21 protein-coding genes and 1 riboswitch are annotated in these 15,967 nt (G+C 66.5%); of the genes, 7 read left to right on the forward strand and 14 right to left on the reverse strand.

Annotation, left to right across the window (positions count from 1 at the left end):
• Positions 1 to 9: 9 nt before the first annotated feature.
• The gene (locus ACLH0K_RS09735; protein ID WP_411373432.1) at positions 10 to 753 is read right to left on the reverse strand and encodes an SOS response-associated peptidase; all 744 of its coding nucleotides are present in this window, start codon (positions 751 to 753) and stop codon (positions 10 to 12) included.
• Between the two features lie 149 nt (positions 754 to 902).
• Between ACLH0K_RS09735 and ACLH0K_RS09740 the strand changes: the two genes are divergently transcribed.
• On the forward strand, positions 903 to 1,160 hold the full coding sequence (locus tag ACLH0K_RS09740; protein WP_079596246.1) for a mycoredoxin: 258 nt from the start codon (positions 903 to 905) through the stop codon (positions 1,158 to 1,160).
• A 44-nt stretch (positions 1,161 to 1,204) separates the two neighbouring features.
• Here the strand turns inward: ACLH0K_RS09740 and ACLH0K_RS09745 are convergent, their stop codons facing one another.
• Positions 1,205 to 1,951: a biotin/lipoate A/B protein ligase family protein gene (locus tag ACLH0K_RS09745; protein ID WP_411376452.1), complete on the reverse strand. Its 747-nt coding sequence runs from the start codon at positions 1,949 to 1,951 to the stop codon at positions 1,205 to 1,207.
• 111 nt (positions 1,952 to 2,062) lie between these two features.
• Positions 2,063 to 2,866, reverse strand: a complete 804-nt coding sequence (locus tag ACLH0K_RS09750; RefSeq protein WP_411373433.1) for a thioesterase family protein — start codon at positions 2,864 to 2,866, stop codon at positions 2,063 to 2,065.
• A gap of 161 nt (positions 2,867 to 3,027) precedes the next feature.
• On the opposite strand from ACLH0K_RS09750, the gene ACLH0K_RS09755 reads away from it, so the two are divergent.
• On the forward strand, positions 3,028 to 3,705 hold the full coding sequence (locus tag ACLH0K_RS09755; RefSeq protein WP_411373434.1) for an endonuclease/exonuclease/phosphatase family protein: 678 nt from the start codon (positions 3,028 to 3,030) through the stop codon (positions 3,703 to 3,705).
• An 18-nt stretch (positions 3,706 to 3,723) separates the two neighbouring features.
• On the opposite strand, the gene ACLH0K_RS09760 is transcribed toward ACLH0K_RS09755, so the two are convergent.
• Together ACLH0K_RS09760 and ACLH0K_RS09765 are read right to left on the reverse strand one after the other, a co-directional pair.
• Entirely contained in the window at positions 3,724 to 4,227 is a 504-nt protein-coding gene (locus tag ACLH0K_RS09760) for an NUDIX domain-containing protein (protein ID WP_411373435.1), read from the reverse strand.
• A 49-nt stretch (positions 4,228 to 4,276) separates the two neighbouring features.
• Entirely contained in the window at positions 4,277 to 4,468 is a 192-nt protein-coding gene (locus ACLH0K_RS09765; protein ID WP_411373436.1) for a DUF1918 domain-containing protein, read from the reverse strand.
• A gap of 73 nt (positions 4,469 to 4,541) precedes the next feature.
• Here ACLH0K_RS09765 and ACLH0K_RS09770 point away from each other — a divergent pair, with 73 nt between their 5' ends.
• Positions 4,542 to 5,048 carry a metallophosphoesterase family protein gene (locus tag ACLH0K_RS09770; protein WP_411373437.1) on the forward strand — a complete coding sequence of 169 codons (507 nt, stop codon included), beginning with the start codon at positions 4,542 to 4,544 and terminating at the stop codon, positions 5,046 to 5,048.
• 93 nt (positions 5,049 to 5,141) lie between these two features.
• Complete coding sequence (locus tag ACLH0K_RS09775) at positions 5,142 to 6,035, forward strand: glucose 1-dehydrogenase (protein ID WP_411373438.1); 894 nt, start codon at positions 5,142 to 5,144, stop codon at positions 6,033 to 6,035.
• A gap of 3 nt (positions 6,036 to 6,038) precedes the next feature.
• Here the strand turns inward: ACLH0K_RS09775 and ACLH0K_RS09780 are convergent, their stop codons facing one another.
• Genes ACLH0K_RS09780 through ACLH0K_RS09790 form a run of 3 tightly spaced genes read right to left on the reverse strand, consistent with a single transcriptional unit; the run spans position 6,039 to position 7,404 of the window.
• Complete coding sequence (locus ACLH0K_RS09780) at positions 6,039 to 6,482, reverse strand: DUF1810 domain-containing protein (protein WP_411373439.1); 444 nt, start codon at positions 6,480 to 6,482, stop codon at positions 6,039 to 6,041.
• Positions 6,479 to 7,051 (reverse strand): DNA alkylation repair protein, encoded by a 573-nt coding sequence (locus ACLH0K_RS09785; protein ID WP_411373440.1) that lies wholly within the window; start codon positions 7,049 to 7,051, stop codon positions 6,479 to 6,481. Before ACLH0K_RS09785 ends, ACLH0K_RS09780 begins: the two co-directional genes overlap by 4 nt.
• On the reverse strand, positions 7,048 to 7,404 hold the full coding sequence (locus ACLH0K_RS09790; RefSeq protein WP_411373441.1) for a TraR/DksA family transcriptional regulator: 357 nt from the start codon (positions 7,402 to 7,404) through the stop codon (positions 7,048 to 7,050). Before ACLH0K_RS09790 ends, ACLH0K_RS09785 begins: the two co-directional genes overlap by 4 nt.
• 292 nt (positions 7,405 to 7,696) lie before the next feature.
• Positions 7,697 to 7,896: riboswitch (cyclic di-AMP (ydaO/yuaA leader) on the forward strand.
• A gap of 3 nt (positions 7,897 to 7,899) precedes the next feature.
• Between ACLH0K_RS09790 and ACLH0K_RS09795 the strand changes: the two genes are divergently transcribed.
• A complete protein-coding gene (locus tag ACLH0K_RS09795; protein ID WP_411373442.1) occupies positions 7,900 to 8,775 on the forward strand; it encodes a LysM peptidoglycan-binding domain-containing protein in 876 nt (291 codons plus the stop codon).
• An 85-nt stretch (positions 8,776 to 8,860) separates the two neighbouring features.
• Here ACLH0K_RS09795 and ACLH0K_RS09800 read toward each other — a convergent pair whose 3' ends face one another.
• From ACLH0K_RS09800 to ACLH0K_RS09825, 6 genes are all read right to left on the reverse strand, one after another.
• A complete protein-coding gene (locus ACLH0K_RS09800) occupies positions 8,861 to 10,336 on the reverse strand; it encodes a protein adenylyltransferase SelO (RefSeq protein ID WP_411373443.1) in 1,476 nt (491 codons plus the stop codon).
• Complete coding sequence (locus tag ACLH0K_RS09805) at positions 10,333 to 11,775, reverse strand: APC family permease (protein WP_411373444.1); 1,443 nt, start codon at positions 11,773 to 11,775, stop codon at positions 10,333 to 10,335. Before ACLH0K_RS09805 ends, ACLH0K_RS09800 begins: the two co-directional genes overlap by 4 nt.
• Complete coding sequence (locus ACLH0K_RS09810) at positions 11,772 to 12,713, reverse strand: ribonuclease Z (protein WP_411373445.1); 942 nt, start codon at positions 12,711 to 12,713, stop codon at positions 11,772 to 11,774. The genes ACLH0K_RS09805 and ACLH0K_RS09810 overlap by 4 nt, the downstream gene beginning before the upstream one ends.
• Positions 12,714 to 12,776: 63 nt before the next feature.
• On the reverse strand, positions 12,777 to 12,959 hold the full coding sequence (locus tag ACLH0K_RS09815) for a hypothetical protein (protein ID WP_411373446.1): 183 nt from the start codon (positions 12,957 to 12,959) through the stop codon (positions 12,777 to 12,779).
• Between the two features lie 106 nt (positions 12,960 to 13,065).
• The gene (locus ACLH0K_RS09820; RefSeq protein ID WP_411373447.1) at positions 13,066 to 13,494 is read right to left on the reverse strand and encodes a hypothetical protein; all 429 of its coding nucleotides are present in this window, start codon (positions 13,492 to 13,494) and stop codon (positions 13,066 to 13,068) included.
• A 93-nt stretch (positions 13,495 to 13,587) separates the two neighbouring features.
• Positions 13,588 to 13,800 (reverse strand): hypothetical protein, encoded by a 213-nt coding sequence (locus ACLH0K_RS09825; protein WP_411373448.1) that lies wholly within the window; start codon positions 13,798 to 13,800, stop codon positions 13,588 to 13,590.
• Between the two features lie 326 nt (positions 13,801 to 14,126).
• Between ACLH0K_RS09825 and ACLH0K_RS09830 the strand changes: the two genes are divergently transcribed.
• Positions 14,127 to 14,981 (forward strand): universal stress protein, encoded by an 855-nt coding sequence (locus ACLH0K_RS09830; protein ID WP_411373449.1) that lies wholly within the window; start codon positions 14,127 to 14,129, stop codon positions 14,979 to 14,981.
• Positions 14,982 to 15,076: 95 nt separating this feature from the next.
• Positions 15,077 to 15,958: an HNH endonuclease gene (locus tag ACLH0K_RS09835; RefSeq protein ID WP_411373450.1), complete on the forward strand. Its 882-nt coding sequence runs from the start codon at positions 15,077 to 15,079 to the stop codon at positions 15,956 to 15,958.
• Positions 15,959 to 15,967: the final 9 nt, after the last annotated feature.

Raw genomic sequence — 15,967 nt, forward strand, 5'->3', positions numbered from 1 at the left:
CCGGGGCGGCTAGAACAGCGCCTCGACCGGGCGGATCAGTTCCGGCCCGTTGTTTCGGACGTTGCCTACTTCCTTGCCCACCGAGTCGACGTGCCAGTCTGCCGCTGCGTCCTTGACCCCGGAGCGCACCAGGTCCACCAGTCCGGCTGCGTCGTCCACCCCGGGGTCCAGCCAGGCCTGCATGGTGGCCTTGTCCATCGGCAGGGGGACCCGGTCATGCAGCGCCGTCAGCTTCCCGAACACAGTGGACTCGGAACCCGGCGGCGGGGTGTCAGTGGTCAGGATCGACGTCGACAGCATCCACTGCCCCGGCTCGCCGGCGGGCACCGAAGGGTCCCGCCACCATTCGTAGAGCCCGGCAAACACCAGTCCCCGGTTTTCGCCGGGGTGCACGTAGTAGGGCTGCTTGGACTTGCCGGGCCCCTGTTTCCATTCGTAATAGCCGTCGGCGGGGACCGCGCAGCGGCGGGACTGCACGGCCTTGCGGAAGGCCGGCTTCTCCAGCACCGATTCGCTGCGGGCGTTGATCATCCGGGAACCGATCCCGGGATCCTTCGCCCACGATGGAACAAGGCCCCACCGGGCCACGTGCAGCTGCCTCACCTGTTTCCGGGCGGGGCCGTCATCGATCAGCCGTTCCAGGACGATGGGGACGTCGTCGGTGGGTGCCACGTTCCAGGAGGGGGGAATGCTTACCTCATCCCCCAGTTCGGCGTCGAACTCGGCCAAAAGGTCCCCCACGGCCCGTGCCATCACATAGCGTCCACACATGGCTCCAGCATGCCATCGGCGTCACAGGCTGTCATCCGGAGCGGAGGATCGGCCGAAGGCACCGGGGAATACGGGCCGGCGCGCTACCGTTGACAGGAACGGACCCTACAACCGAACCCAGAGGAGACCCTGTGGACTTCACTCCCGAATCCGGCACCATCACCATGTTTTCCACCACCTGGTGCGGCTACTGCAACCGGCTAAAGAAGCAGCTGGACGCGCAGGGCATCGGCTACACCGAGATCAACATCGAGGAAGTGGAAGGCACCGCCGAACTCGTGGAGCAGCTGAACGGCGGAAACCGCACCGTTCCTACAGTCCTGTTCCCGGACGGCACCGCCGCGACCAACCCGTCCGCTGCCGAGGTCAAGACGCGCCTGGCCGCGTAGTTGTCTTGCGGCCTAACCGCCGCTGCACCACCACATAGCGCGGGTCATGCCCCCAGGCCGCTGAAGGAAGCGGCTTCCAGGGTGGCATGGCCCGCGTAGGTTTTAAGCAGTGCGTCCTCCACGGCCTGGACGTCCACGCCGGGCACGAGGTCCTCGACGGCGCCGGCAGTGGCGGGATCCCAGTCCAGCTCCAGCGCGGCGTAGCTGTCCGTGAGGACTTTGCGGATGGGCGCGGAGTTCTGCACAACAATCACGGAGCTGAAGAGCCAGCCGCCGGCCACCACCCGCTGTGCCGTGCCTACCAGCTTGATCCGCGATCCGTCTGCAGGCGCCGTGCCATGCACGCTGAACTCGCCGGGGCAGTACTCCCCGGGGATCTCCCCCACACCGGCCTGCACGCCGACAATGTGCAGTGCGTCGGCGAACAGCTGTCCGAAGTATCCGAAGCGGGTTTTCGAACCCGCGATCGCGTCCGTGTCCGGCTCAATGTGGTCCACAATCAGGGTGCCCTTGTGGTAGGCAGCGGCCCGGCCGCCGGCCCTGCGGACCAACGGTTCGAAGCCGTTGTCGCGGCACGCCCGGGCTGCTGCCTCAAACCCGGGCAGGCGCGTATCGCGCTGGCCGAAGGCGACAGTGGGCTCGGGGCGGTACAGCCGCAGGGTGGGGCCGATCTCCCCGGCCTTTGCCCTGGCCAGCAGCTCGAGGCCGAATTCGAGGTCCCGCCCGGCCCCGAGCGAAGTGTCCTGCCGCACCACGGTAAGTGTGCGCGTCCCCGAAACGGCATGTTGCATGGTGCTGGACTCCCTTGTGGTCATTGTGCGGTTGGCCCAAACCTAGGTTACGGGGCAGCGGGCGCCGGGGCGGGGCCGGCTGCCCGGCAGGGGCAAGAACCCGGACAGTTGTCAGGTCCTGCGCAGCGTGAGGATCTGTTCTGCCCGTCCGAACGGGCCCTTCAGGTCGTGCAGGACGGTGGACGTGAGCCCGATGCCGTCGGCGCCGAAGGACACCGCATTGTCCAGCCCGAGCCATTCGCCTTCCGGCCTGCGGTACATGTGGATCTGCAGGTCAAGGTTGGGGAACGCGTAGCTGTCACTGCCGGGCGGCACCCGCGCGGCGATGCCGTTGGCCGTGTCCACCAAACCGATCAGGCGGGCCATGCCGCTGCTGTCCTCCCGGTCCGTCAGGGGATGGCTGGTGCGCAGCCAGACCTTGCCTGCCCCGGGCCGGTGCCCCTCGGCAGCCCGCATCTCCAAGGACCTGATGTAGCCGCCGGGCCAGACGGCGGCGCCGTCGTAGGGCTTGCACTCATCCGGCCCGGGAATCGCCGCGTCCTCAGTGGCAGCCACCGCGGCGGTGTCGCTGGTGGCCATCCGCCAGGCAGTTGCCCTGATGGCAGCCCGGCCGCCGGCAACCATCTCGGCCTGCACCAGCTCAATGGTCCTGCCCGGGCGGAGGACGGATGCGTCGATGTGGAACTCTCCGCCGGGAATGAGGCCCAAAATTTCGTAGCTGAGCCGCGCCATGCGCATGTCCGGGCGCGGCTGGTGGCGTTCCAGAGCCTCCGCCAGCAGTCCGGAAGCCGGCGCCATGTGTTGCTCGTGGACGTTCCAGGCGCCCTGGGCATGAATGGTTGAGCGGAACCTTCCCCCGCCCAGGGCCTGGTAGTAGGCATTGCCTTCCGCAAGTCCGGGAAGCTCTTCCGTCACTGCCGGCCTTTCAGTGAAGTTTTCAGTGAAGTGCCACTCACTCTATCGGCCGGGACGGACCGGCGCGGAAAGTTGGAGCGGTGAAATGTTTGAGTTTGAGGGAAGGCTGCGGACTAGACTCAGGAACTGGTCCTGTCACCATCCCTCGAAAAGAGGTGTCCATGCGCGTCATCAGTTACAACCTCCGCAAGCACAATGCCAGCGGGGAACTCCTCGCCCTTGCCCGGAACCATGACATCGATGCGCTCTGCCTCCAGGAGGTGGATGCCAGCGACCTCCCGGAGACCCTGGGCCCGCTTCATCTGGCACACGTCACCAAGGGCAACCGGCTGGGGCTCGCCGTTTACTACCGCACCAGCCGCTTCACCGCCCTGGACACCCAGTCCTTCGCCCTGAAAAAGTCCATGCATGACCGGGTCCTCGCGCCTGCGCACGAACGGTTGATCGGCGTGCGGGTCATGGACAACGACACACAGCACGAGCTGGTGATCGGCTCCTTCCACGCCGCGCCGCTCACCGCCTCCAACTCCCTGCGGCGCAAGCAGATCCACGCCGCGCACGCCGAACTCCTCAGCATGGGCCGCGGCCTGATGACCCTGATGGTGGGCGACTTCAACTACCCGTTCTTCACCAGGAACCTGCACATCCACATGAAGAAGTCCGGATATGCCCTGTCCCTGAGCAACCGCCGCACGTACACCCGCTACAAGGTGTTCAAGGGGCACTTCGACTTCGCCACGTCGCTGGGACTGGACATCCAAAGCGTGGAGACGCTGCCGCGCGGCAACTCGGACCACCTTCCCATCCTGGTCACGGCCGAGTACGGCCCGGATTACTAGGAAGGGCGGGACAGAAGGCTATGGAGTCAGCCGCCGCCGCAGGTCCGGCCAGGCGGCGGCGAAGCCCGGGTGCAGCTCCTTGCCCTCCACCTCGTCCAGCGGCACCCACAGCAGTTCGATGCTTTCGGGGTCGCTGATGACAGGGTCGAACGGCTCGTTCACCAGCACCACCACGGTGGTGTAGGACCAGTAGCCCAGATCCAGGAGTGAGGTAAACAGCACCTCCACGCCCTCCGGCGGTACGGCCGCTTCCTCATTGGCTTCCCGGAGGGCGCCGACGACGGCATCCTCACCCTTGTGCAGGGCTCCACCGGGCAGTCCCCAGGTTCCCCCGTTATGGCTCCAAACGGCGCGGTGCTGCAGCAGCACTCCCTTGTGGGGGTCGTACGCAAGCACGCCGGCAGCGCCGAAGCGGCCCCAGAACCGGCCGCGGTCCCCTTCCACCCAGGCGTCGCCGGGATCACGGGGACCTGTGCGGACGGGCGGGTTGGCGGACGCGGCTGAGGCCAGTGACTGATCCATCAACCCAGTCTGACAGGTACGTTGCGCCCGGCCCAGCACACGGTCCGCGTCATTTGCCGTGGCCGCGTTCGACGGCGAAGTCACCGCCGGGATACATAATGGTTTCGTGCCCGTCGTCAAAGCGGACCAGATAAGGCGGGGTCCCGTCCTGGCCCCGCACCTCCAGGATCACCCCGTGACGGTCCGTGGAACCAACATGCCGGCCGTGGACGATGATGCGGTCGCCCTGCGCTGCCTCCATGGCAATCACCTCCCAGCCCCCAGATTACGACTCTCCCGCGCGCCGGAACAGGCCGGCATGGCAGGATTTCGATATGCCGCTCAACCTGGTCCTGCTTGCCGATACCCACGTTCCCAAGCGCGCCCGGGACCTGCCCGCCCAGGTATGGACCGCCGTCGAACGCGCTGACGTTGTGTTGCACGCCGGAGACTGGGTGGAGGCGCCGCTGCTGGACGAATTCGAGCGGCGGAGCCGCTCCCTGCTGGGCGTGTACGGCAACAACGACGGCCCTGAGCTGCGCGCCCGCCTGCCGGAAACCCTGCACGCCACGCTGGAGGGCGTCCGTTTTGCCATGGTGCATGAGACCGGCCAGGCCAAGGGCCGGGAGCAGCGCTGCGAGGCGCTGTATCCCGAGGCCGACGTCCTGGTGTTCGGACACAGCCACATACCCTGGGACACCACGTCCGCCGGCGGCCTGCGGCTGTTGAACCCCGGCTCGCCAACGGACCGCCGCCGCCAGCCCGTGTGCACGTACATGACAGCAAGGGTCGACGACGGCAGGCTGGCAGGGGTGCAGCTGGTGGAAGTTGCCCGGAAGTAACCGCACGGGTTGGCAGCGGGCCTCCGGGTGCCTAGGCTGGAACGGTAAGCATGCTTAGCTTCCAGGAATCCACCAGCCATCAGGAGGACCACCGTGACAGACCAGTACACGTTCCGTAACCCGGTCACCGCCTATGAACAGATTTCCCCGCCCGAGCAGCACCAGCCCGAGCCCGGCCTGGATGCAGAACTGACACCCAAGGCGGACCTCGGCGAGGAGACCTACCGCGGGACCGGCCGGCTGGAGGGCCGGAAGGCAATCGTCACCGGGGCGGATTCCGGGATCGGTGCAGCAACGGCCATCGCTTTCGCCCGTGAGGGTGCCGACGTCGTACTGTCCTACCTGCCGCAGGAGGAAGAGGACGCGGCCCGGATTGCCGGCCTTATCGAAGCCGCCGGCCGCAAAGCGGTGAAGGTGCCGGGCGACCTCAAGGACCCGGGAGTCTGCCGGGACGTGGTGGACACAGCCGTGGCCGTCCTAGGCGGCATTGACATCCTGGTGAACAACGCCGGCAAGCAGGTGGCCCAGGAAAGCCTGGCGGACATCACGGACGAACAGTTCGACCACACGCTCAAAACCAATGTGTATGCCATGTTCTGGCTGACCAAGGCCGCGCTGCCGCATATGCCGGCCGGGTCCACCATCATCAACACCACGTCGGTGCAGGCGTACAACCCGTCGCCCACCCTCCTGGATTACGCCACCACCAAGGGAAGCATCAACAACTTCACCAAGGGCCTGGCGCAGCAGCTGGCGCCCAAGGGTATCCGGGTGAACGCTGTTGCCCCCGGACCAATCTGGACACCGCTGCAGGTCAGCAGCGGCCAGCCCAAGGAGGATCTGCCGGAGTTCGGTCAGTCCACTCCCCTGGGCCGGGCGGGCCAGCCGGCTGAACTGGCGCCCGCGTACGTGTTCCTCGCCTCGCCGGAGTCAAGCTACGTGGTGGGCGAAACCCTCAACGTCAACGGAGGCAGCCCGACTCCCTAAAAGTTACTCCCCGCCCTGGTCAGCCAGGAGCGCATCTGTGGCTTCGTCGGGCTGTCCGTCGAAGAACTGCGCCAGGACCGTCTTGAACACCGTCTCGCCGGGCGCGGCGCGGAGGAACAGAGTCATGGACGACTGCAGCTTGCGGGCGTCTATGCCGCCCAGGATGTCTTCCGCGGAGCGCCCGGCGTGGGTGGTAAGGGCCTGGGCGCATTCAAGCAGGCGCGGCCCGAGTACGTCGTGGTCGAGGTACTCCCGGGCTTCTGCGAGTGAGCTGATGGCGTACTTGCGGGAGGTGGCACTCTGCCCCAGGCCGGCGATCTGGGGAAAGATAAACCACATCCAATGGCCCGTCTTGTTGCCGAGCTGCAGTTCAGCCAGGGCCTGGCCGTAGGTCCCGCCGCTGTCCTGGGCCGACACAAAGCGCTCAAGGCCATAGGGATCGTTCATGGTTGTCTCCTTCGCGTGGCGGCACCGGACTGGACGGCACCTGGGTCTTGTTCCTGCTCCAGCCAGGCGGCAGCCTGCCGCAGCCGGCCGTCCTCATCTCCGGCCCAGCGTGCGAGCACCACGTCCGCCCGCTGCCGGTCCCGGCCGGGGAGGGCAGCCAGCAGGGGCGCCACAACCTCTGACACCAGTGGGTCAGCCAGTTCCGGCGTTTGCGCTGAGCGGAGGAAGCCTTCGATCCGGGTGAGGTCGGAGTGCCGCAACATGCCTGCCCGGCTCTGCAGCAGCACGACGGCGGCGAGCCGGCGTTCGAACACCGGCTGCGCACCCGGGCGCGGCTGGCCCCACAGGACGGAGGCCAGCATGACCACGGCGTCGTGGTCAAGGTCCTTGAACTTCCGCAAGGCGTCGCGGACCGTTCCCCGGACGGCGCCGACGGAAGAACCGTAGGAGGCAAGGACGCCGCCCAGCCGCGTCCCGACGTCGTCCGCCCGGTACCAGGCGCCCTCGTTCTGCAGCGTACGGTCAATAAATTCCGCTGCCGCGGCAACGGTGTCCGTGCGGGCAGTCATTGCCACACCGCCCCGGCATGGCTAATGCAGTACGGCGTCCAGGGCCGGGCTTCCAGCCGCCCCTCTGCGATGGCTTCACCGCACACCGCACACGTGCCGTAGGTTCCTGCCGCAATGCGGGCGAGTGCCGCCTCCACCTGCTCCAAGCCGGCACTGCTCTGCTGCAGGAGCGCAGACGCCTGGGACAGTTCAAAGGCTATGGTGGCGCCCTCGGGGTCGTGTTCGTCGTCCACGTTCGCATCCTGCCGTGCGGAATTAGCGGAGGTGATGTCCGCGCGAAGGGCCGGGAGCAGGGCCACCTTCCGCTGCCGCTCCTCCTCGAGCAGGATTCGGAACCGCTCAAAATCAGGCATGCAGAAAGCCTAGCGCGGTGCCAGTCCCAGCTCCTGGCCATAGGCGGTCACCCTGCCCGGCCTACCCCTCCCGGGAAGGATGCTTCGAAAATACGTTCGTGATTTATGTCTTTGTGACGAAGCAGACACAAATCGCCGGGGAACGGCTATCTCGCGAGGTCAGGTACCTGTGCTAGGAAGATCAAGACGTTTGCTAAATACGAGAGAAGCACCTCGTATGTTATCCAAACGTGACAATCGCCTCCGGGTCGGGTTAGGGTCTTACTCGTGTCCCTCCCAGACGGGACATTCCCATCAGTATGCCGAGCCCTGCCACTGATCCGGGATTCAACCGCTTTCATGCTGGCAGGGACGGGGGAACCAAGTTTCCACGGCCGCCAAGGCCTTGGGGTTAAGTCGAATAGCGCCTTCGTCCAGTACGTGGTTGCTTTCGGCCGGGTATCTCCAACCCGAACCCGACAGCTCACCCCGCAGGCATGGGAGAGGCGATCAACCGTGTCAAAAAATTTTCCTACCGCCCGTCACCGCGCGACTCCGGCCCGCTCAATCGTGCTCCAGGGCTTGGCTGCATCGGCCAAGTCGCAGGCCCGGACGCTCGGCCGCCCGGTACTAGCAGTTGCCGCTGCATCCGGCATTGCCTTCGGCGTTGGCGCCCCGGCCCACGCAGGCGTGACCGGCCCGGACACCACCGAAACCACTAACGTCCAGGCTTACTCCGCTCCTGCAGCTGCAGTTGCCGCCCCGGCTCCGGCCCCGGCCGCAGCAAACGTCTACACCGTGGTTTCCGGGGACACCCTGGGCGCCATCTCTGCAGCCCACGGCGTCAGCTTGAACGACGTACTGGCCGCCAATGGCCTGGATATTTCCACCATCATCTACCCGGGCGACCAGATCACCATCCCCGGCGCCGGCTACGCGGCCCCCGCTGCCGCTCCGGTCGCTGCCGCTCCGGTCCAGGCCGCGGCCGCTCCCGCCAACACCGGCATGAGCCTGTCCTACGCCTCCACCGCCGCAGCGCCTGCTCCGGCACCCGCCCCCGCGCCTGCTCCGGCACCCGCCGGCACCGGCACCGGAGCAGCCATCCTCGCCAATGCCTACGGCCAGCTCGGCGTCCAGCAGGACTGCACCGCCATGGTGGAGAAGGCCCTGCGCGCCGTCGGCAAGTCCGTGGGCGACCTGGCTCCCGGCCAGTTCTACCAGTACGGCAGCGTTGTGGGCAGCCCGGCCCCCGGTGACCTGGTCATCACTGCCGGCCACGTTGGCGTTTACGCCGGTAACGGCCAGGTCGTCAGCGGCGGCGTTGACGGCTACAAGACTGAGGTCCACTCCATCAGCTGGCTCGGTGGCGCCTCCTTCGTTCGCGTGGCATAACCAGCCGGCATAACGAAAGCACTACGAACAAGGGCGGCAGCCGGGACACTCCGGCTGCCGCCCTTCTTCGTCAGAAGGAAAAACGCTACGTTCCGCAGAACGTCATGTAGTTGCCGAATTCCTCAGGCGCCCCTTCCGCGTATCGCTCCAGGCCGGGGCGCTCCCGGTAAGGAGCGCGGACGGCTTCAAGGAGCCCGGTGAACGGCTCCATGTCCCCCTCGGTGGCGGCTGCCAGCGCTTCCTCCACCAGGTGGTTGCGCGGAATGTACACCGGATTAACCTGGTCCATCAGGTCCGCATCCGGCTTCAGGGACTGCCAGCGTTCGGCCCAGGCATCGAAGGCGGAAAGGTCAAGAACCATGCCGCGGACGGGTTTGAAGTTGCCCCGTGCTGCTTGTCCGAGGTTCCGGAAAAACTGGGTGTAGTCCACGGGCCCGTCCTTGAGGATGGCAATGGCCCCGTCCACGAGTTCGGAGGCTGTGCCGGACTCCGGTGTGCCGGCGTCGCCGGCCGGCAGGCCCAGTTTGGTTTTCATGCCCGCGAACCAGGCATCGCTGTACTGCTTACGGAACGCACCGAGGGCCTCAACGGCGGGGGCAACGGCCTGCTCCTGGTCCTCGTTGATGAGCGGGAGCATTGACTCCGCGAGGCGCGCGAGGTTCCATTCGGCGATCACGGGCTGGTTCGCATACGCGTAGCGTCCGCCGACGTCGATGGAGCTGTACACGGCGGCCGGGTTGAAGGCATCCATGAAAGCGCAGGGGCCATAATCGATGGTTTCCCCGGAGATGGTCATGTTGTCCGTGTTCATCACGCCGTGGACGAAACCGACCAGCATCCATTGCGCCAGGAGCGAGGCCTGCGAGGACACCACGCCGGCGAAGAGTGCAAGGTAAGGGTTGTCCGCGTCAGCGGCCGCCGGGTAGTGCCGGCTGATGGCGTGGTCCGCCAGCCGCCGGAGGAGCTCGATGTTGTCCGTGGCCCGCGCGTACTGGAAGCTCCCCACCCGCAGGTGGCTGGCAGCCACCCTGGCCAGGACGGCACCTGGCAGCATGTCGTCCCGGCGCACCAGGCGCCCTGTTCCTACCACGGCAAGGGACCGCGTGGTGGGAATGCCCAGCGCGTGCATTGCCTCGCTCACCAGGTATTCCCGCAGCATGGGCCCGACGACGGCGCGTCCGTCGCCTGCCCGCGCGAACGGCGTCCGGCCCGAACCTTTGAGATGGATGTCCCGGAGCCGGCCGTTGCTGTCCGTGATCTCGCCGAGGAGCAGCGCACGGCCGTCACCGAGCAGCGGCGAGTAGCCGCCGAACTGGTGCCCGGCATAGGCCTGGGCCACCGGCGTCGCGCCTTCCGGTATCCGGTTGCCCACGAGCAGCCGTACACCCTCCGGAGTACGCAGGTACCCGGGATCGAGCCCCAGTTCGTCCGCCAGGGCCTCGTTCAAGACCAGGAGTTTGGGATCCTGGGCCTCTTCCGCCTGCCAAGGCACTGCCAGTTCCGCCAGTTCCCTGGCGAAACGGCCGTCGAAAGTAACCGTAGATTCTGCAGCGGTGGTCATGAATTAACCCTATCCCTGTCGTTTGTACGCCGGTTGATCAGCCAGGTAATCAGCCAAAGGAGCACGCCGATGGCCATCAACCCGCCGGCGATCTGGTACTGGATCACGTTGCGGCCCACCCAGGGGCCGGCAAGGAAGGCGCACAGGATGGCCGCCACGAGGGGCAGGGGCCCGGGCGAGGTGAAGAACACCTTGCGGTTCGGGTCCCGCTTCCTCCGCAGCACCACGCACGCCACGTTCACCACGGTAAAGACACACAGCAGCAGAAACGCCGTGGTGCCGGAGAGGTTGGCAACGATGTTGCTCTCGGGGTCGCTGGTCACGTAGAGGATGAGTCCCAGGGCCAGGATGGTGGAGAAGGCGATGCCCGCCCACGGGGTGCGGCGGACGGGCAGGACTTTGCCCAGCGGCCGCGGCAGGACGTGCTGGCGCGCCATTCCGTAAATCAGCCGGCTCGCCATCAGCATGTTGATCAAGGCGGTGTTGGCGACGGCGAAGACGGCCAGGAACGGGAAGACCCGGTCGATCGGGAAGTCCGGCGAGCCCTTGTGCACCACTTCCAGCAGTGCCGCGCCTTCCGCCTCCCGGATTCCCTCAAGTTCGGTAGGCGACAGCACGCTTACCACAGAGACCGCCACGAGCATGTAGAGCAGCACCGCAATGCCGAGGCCGGTCAGCATGGTCCGCGGAAAGATCCGCTCCGGGTTCCGGGTCTCCTCCACCATGTTCACGGAGTCCTCGAAGCCCACCATCGCGAAGAACGCGATCGACGTCGCGGCGGTGACCGCGAGGAACAATCCTTTGTCCTGGTAGTCGTGGAAAACGAAAATCTCGCCCGGGTTCCCGGTGCCCCTGGCCATCACAAAGAACCCGACGCCGATGACGATGCACAGGGCAACCATTTCCACCAGCGTCAGCACCACGTTGAACTTGACGCTCTCCCCCACGCCGCGCAGGTTGATTGCCGCCAGCAGGAGCATGAAGCCAAGCGCGACGGCGGTGACAACACCCTGCCCGGGGTCACCCATGACGCCGTTGACTTCAAGGCCGCCGAAGAAATTTTGTGCCAGGACGTTCGCCGACGTTGAAGCGCTGGTGATGCCCGAGCAGACCACTGCGAATGCCACCAGGAATGTGATGAAGTGGATGCCGAACGCCTTGTGCATATACAGGGCAGCACCTGCGGCCTGCGGATATTGGGTGACGAGCTCCAGGTAGGAGAAGGCGGTCAGGGTTGCCACCACGAAAGCCAGCAGGAAAGGCAGCCAGACGATGCCGCCCACCGTCCCGGCCATGGTCCCGGTCACCGCGTAGACACCGGCACCGAGGATGTCCCCCACGATGAACAGCAGGAGCAGTTTGGGGCCAAGGACACGCTTCAGCGCCGGCTCGTCCCCCTCGGGAGTTGCGTCGTACACTTCCTCCGATGTCGCGCTCATGGCCGGCCTCCTTGACGGGATAACTGGTCGGACGAAGTGGTGTCTGCGGTGCTGCTGCGGCGCGGCGGAAAGGCAATCCGCTGCAGGTCATGGGCTGCCATGACCGTCGTTCCGCCGGCACGCTCCCGGGCCTGCCGCGCCAGCAAGGCCATGTCGTCGCCGTACCGGGAGGAAAAGTGCGTCAACACCAGCGTCCCGGCGCTGGCCCCCGCCGCCAATTCCCCCGCCTGCCCGGCGGTGAGGTGCCGGTATTGCTGCGCCAGCGCGCCGTCGTCGTCGCTGAAGGTGGATTCGGCAACCAGGAGGTCCGCGCCGCCGGCAAGTTCGTCGGCTCCGGCGCAGGGCGCCGTGTCCATGACAAACGCGAAGCCCTGGCCGGGCCTGGGAATACTGACGTCGTCCAGTACGACGCCGGCAAGGGCGCCCTCGCGCTGCAGGCGCCCTACGTCGGGGCCGGCTATGCCCGCTGCCGCCAGCCGTTCAGGCAGCAGCGTCCGGCCGTCGGGCTCGCTGAGGCGGTAGCCGTAGGTTTCGATGCGGTGCTTCAGCGGCTGCACTTCGAGTCCTTCGGCGATGGGCCCGGCGCTGCCATGCGGGTGAAGCCGCAAATCGATGCCGGGCGAGCTGATGGAGACCAGCGCACGGACCACGCCCTCCCCGGAGGCCGGATAGTGCAGGTGGACTGGATGGTTGACGCCGTCGAGGGCCATACGGGAGAGCACGCCCGGAAGACCGAAGCAGTGGTCACCATGAACGTGGGTGAGGCAGATCCTGGTGATCTGCGTTGCCGAGACTCCGGCATGGATCATCTGGCGCTGGGTGCCCTCGCCCGGGTCGAAGAGCAACCCTTCCCCGTCCCAGCGCAGGAGGTAGCCGTTGTGGTTCCTGGTGCGGGTGGGGACCTGGGACGCGGTGCCGAGGATGACGAGTTCACGCATGGTGCCGGGGACTCAAAAAGCAGGTTCCGGATTTCTCCGGGACCTGCTTTCTGGTTTGCGGGCTCAGTGCCGCCTGAGCATGCCCATGATCCTGTGGGCCATACCTTCTGCCCTGCCGCCCGCGGCGCCGGTGGTGCGTGGCGTCCGGCCGGCGGTGTTCATTCGGTAGCCGCGGCCTGTACCTGTGGTGCCGGTCCTGCCCGAGAGGCGTCCGGCGGCATTCCTGATCATGCTTCCCAAGTTCATGTCAAACTCCTAAGTCTTGATCCGGCCACTGACATTCATCAGTGTGCTTATCAGTTTAGTCCCGATCCTGTTTTCGGCTAGGGCATCGGGCATATTGCCCGGCTGTTCAGCGCTCCAGGTCGTCCGGGTCGAACTCGCTCAACGGGGACCCGCCGAAGTTTTCCACGTCGTCGCTTCCCTCGGCCTCCGGTCCGGTGGGGTTTTCGCCGAAGTCCACGTCGGCAATGGCCTCACCGAGGGTGGGCGTGGCGGCGGGCACCTCGTTGCCGGCTCCGTCGGCGGTGGCTTTCATGTCGTCGCGCAGGGTCTGGTCACTCAGGAAGTCCTCTTCCTCGCCGGAAACCTCGTCCTGCAGCAGCGGGTCCTCCTGCCAGCGGTCCGGGTTGTTCTCGGCGGCTCCCGGATAGTCGTCCGGCTTCCCGAGGGAGACGGGGTCCAGTTCGAGGGATGCTGCGGCGCCGGGAGTCTCGTCCAGGAGCACGTCGTTTTCGTCGACGACTTCGAGTTCGTCGTCCGGAAGGTTCTGTTCTGTCATGGTGTTGCCCTTCTCTTGGTCGGCTGCGCGGACATTAGTAAGCATACTGATGAATCGGGCAGGAGTGAACTGGGCATGTGTTTCCTGGCCACGTCAGTGCAGAAGCCACGAGCCATCCTGCGGCGGCTCGGGCTTCCGGCGGATTTTGCGGACCAGGACAATGAAGGGCCAGGCCAGCAGTTGCAGCATGCCCGCCGCCAGCAGGAGGCCGACAATGAGAACCAGGACCGGAGAGTACAGCAGGAAGACGCCGATACCGGCCGCGATGTAGCCGCCGGCGAGCGCAAGAAGCGCCCCAGTGTCCATGGGAACTCCTCGAAAGTTGAATTGCTTGCAGTGATTGGCGGGACCGCAACGTGCCGCAAAGTGCGCGGGATCCGCAGAAACGCGGCAGTAACCGGGAAGCGGGAGGAGTTCGAACGGCTGCCAGGCATCCCTCCGGTTTGCCGGGGATGTCATCACCCGGAAGGAGTGGGCCGCATACTTCCAAACGGTCATCCCAGCGTACTCTCCTCCCCGGCGCCCCGGAAGAACCGGGCCGGCAGCCCTGCAACTTGCCGCCGGGTTGTGCCACCATTACGCAAACGCCAGGGCGCGCGAAGCGGCACGCATGAGGAGGAAGGGAGCATGCCATGGAAGAACCTAAGTCAGTGATCGCGGGCTATGACGGTTCCGACGAGGCTGCCGGCGCCATCCGCTGGGCGGCCCGCTATGCCGGGCAGCGGAGCCTGCCCCTCCACGTGGTGCACTGCTCCCTGTGGCCATTACTGACCAGGAATCTGGGCCCCGTCCCGGGTGTGGCCGACAGTGGACTGGAACGGGCCGCTGAAGCCGTGCTTGAAGAAGGACTCCAGATCGCGCAGGCAGCCGCTCCGGCGCTGGAGATCGACGCGACCCTGCTCCATGGACTGCCTGCTTCACATCTTGCGGCGGTCTCGGCCCGCCAGGAACTGGTGGTGGTAGGGAGCCGGGGGCTGGGCGGATTCCTTGGACTGCTGGTGGGATCCGTGAGCCTGGAACTCGCGGCGACCGCGAGCTGTCCCGTGGCGGTCATCAGGTCGGACCGGCACCCTGACGGTCCGGTCGTCGTCGCCGTTGACGGTTCAGGTTCTCCTGCTGCCTTGTCAGACGCCTGCACGCTGGCCTCAGCGGCGCATGCGGCGCTTTCCGTCATCCACGTACACCACACACCCGCCGGCTACCCGCACCACGGCCCGCATTGGGGTAAGGACGCCGCCGAGGCTGTGCTTCAAGAGGCCCTCCACCGGGCACGGAAGCAGGCGCCCTCCGTTCCGGTCGATGGCACAGTCCTGCATGACGCATCGGTCCCCCGTGCCATCCTCGAGGCCTCGGCCGCTGCACGAATGGTGGTTGTGGGCACCAAGGGACAGGGCTTTTTCAGGGAAACCATTGGTTCAACGGCCCACGCCGTGCTCCACCACGCGCAGGGTCCGGTCCTCGTGTCCCGCCGAGGCGGCGGCCACTGAGCGCGGCGGCGAAGCGGCCCGTGCTTCCCTAAGGGGTCCGCCTATGCTGAAGGTGTGACCGGAGATATCCCCGCGCGGCGGGGACAGGTGCGGGAGTGGGTGACGCTGTGGCAGCGGTGATGTTGGGTTGGGACACCAGCCGGTGGGACCGCTGGGACTATCGCGACGTCGTCGAACAGGTCACCACGTACGGCCGCGTCCTGCACCGTTGGCAGGTCGGAGCCTGCCGGGACGTCGGGCTGGACACGGAAGCCTGGCTCCTCATGGGCGGCAGCACTGATGCGGGCACAGGCCTGACCGGACATGGCACAGTTGTGTCGGAACCCTATGATCCTTCCCAGCCGGGTGGGCCGGGGAACACCTGGTGCGTCACGGTCGCTTTCGATGCCCTGCTCCCCCTGGGCGACCAGGTGCGTCCCGATGTTTTGCGCGAAGCCGTTCCCGGCGTCGACTGGACCGCTGCAGCATACGGCTCCGTCACCGCCCTCCCGCCGGAAGCGGAACCAGCACTCCGGCGGCTGTGGCGGGACCAGGGACCGGAAGTTTCCGCCCCCGCCAGGCTGGTCCCGGGAACATACCCGCCCCATGCGGTCAGCAGCGCAGCAGTTAATCGGTACGAGCAGGACCCGGATGCCCGGCGCGTGTGCCTTGCGTTCCACGGCACGGCCTGCGCCGCCTGCGGTTTTTCCTTCGAGGCCTCCTACGGCAGTGTCGGAGAAGGTTTCATGGAGGTCCACCACACGGTGCCTGCTTCGCTGCTGCATTCCGGCTACACGCTGGACGCCGTCACGGACCTTGTGCCCCTATGCTCCAACTGCCACGCGATCGCGCACCGCGGTGTCAGTGCACCCCGGACCGTCCACGAACTGCGCGGCATCCTGGCGTCAGCGGGGCACCTGCGGGGCGACGTGGTGACCAGCCAGGAACTGGAAGCGCGGGAGAACGCCCGGCGGATCCTTGAGGCGCGCACCGACTGACGGTACCGC

It is taken from the genome of Arthrobacter sp. MPF02 (assembly GCF_046605375.1).
GTDB lineage: Bacteria > Actinomycetota > Actinomycetes > Actinomycetales > Micrococcaceae > Arthrobacter.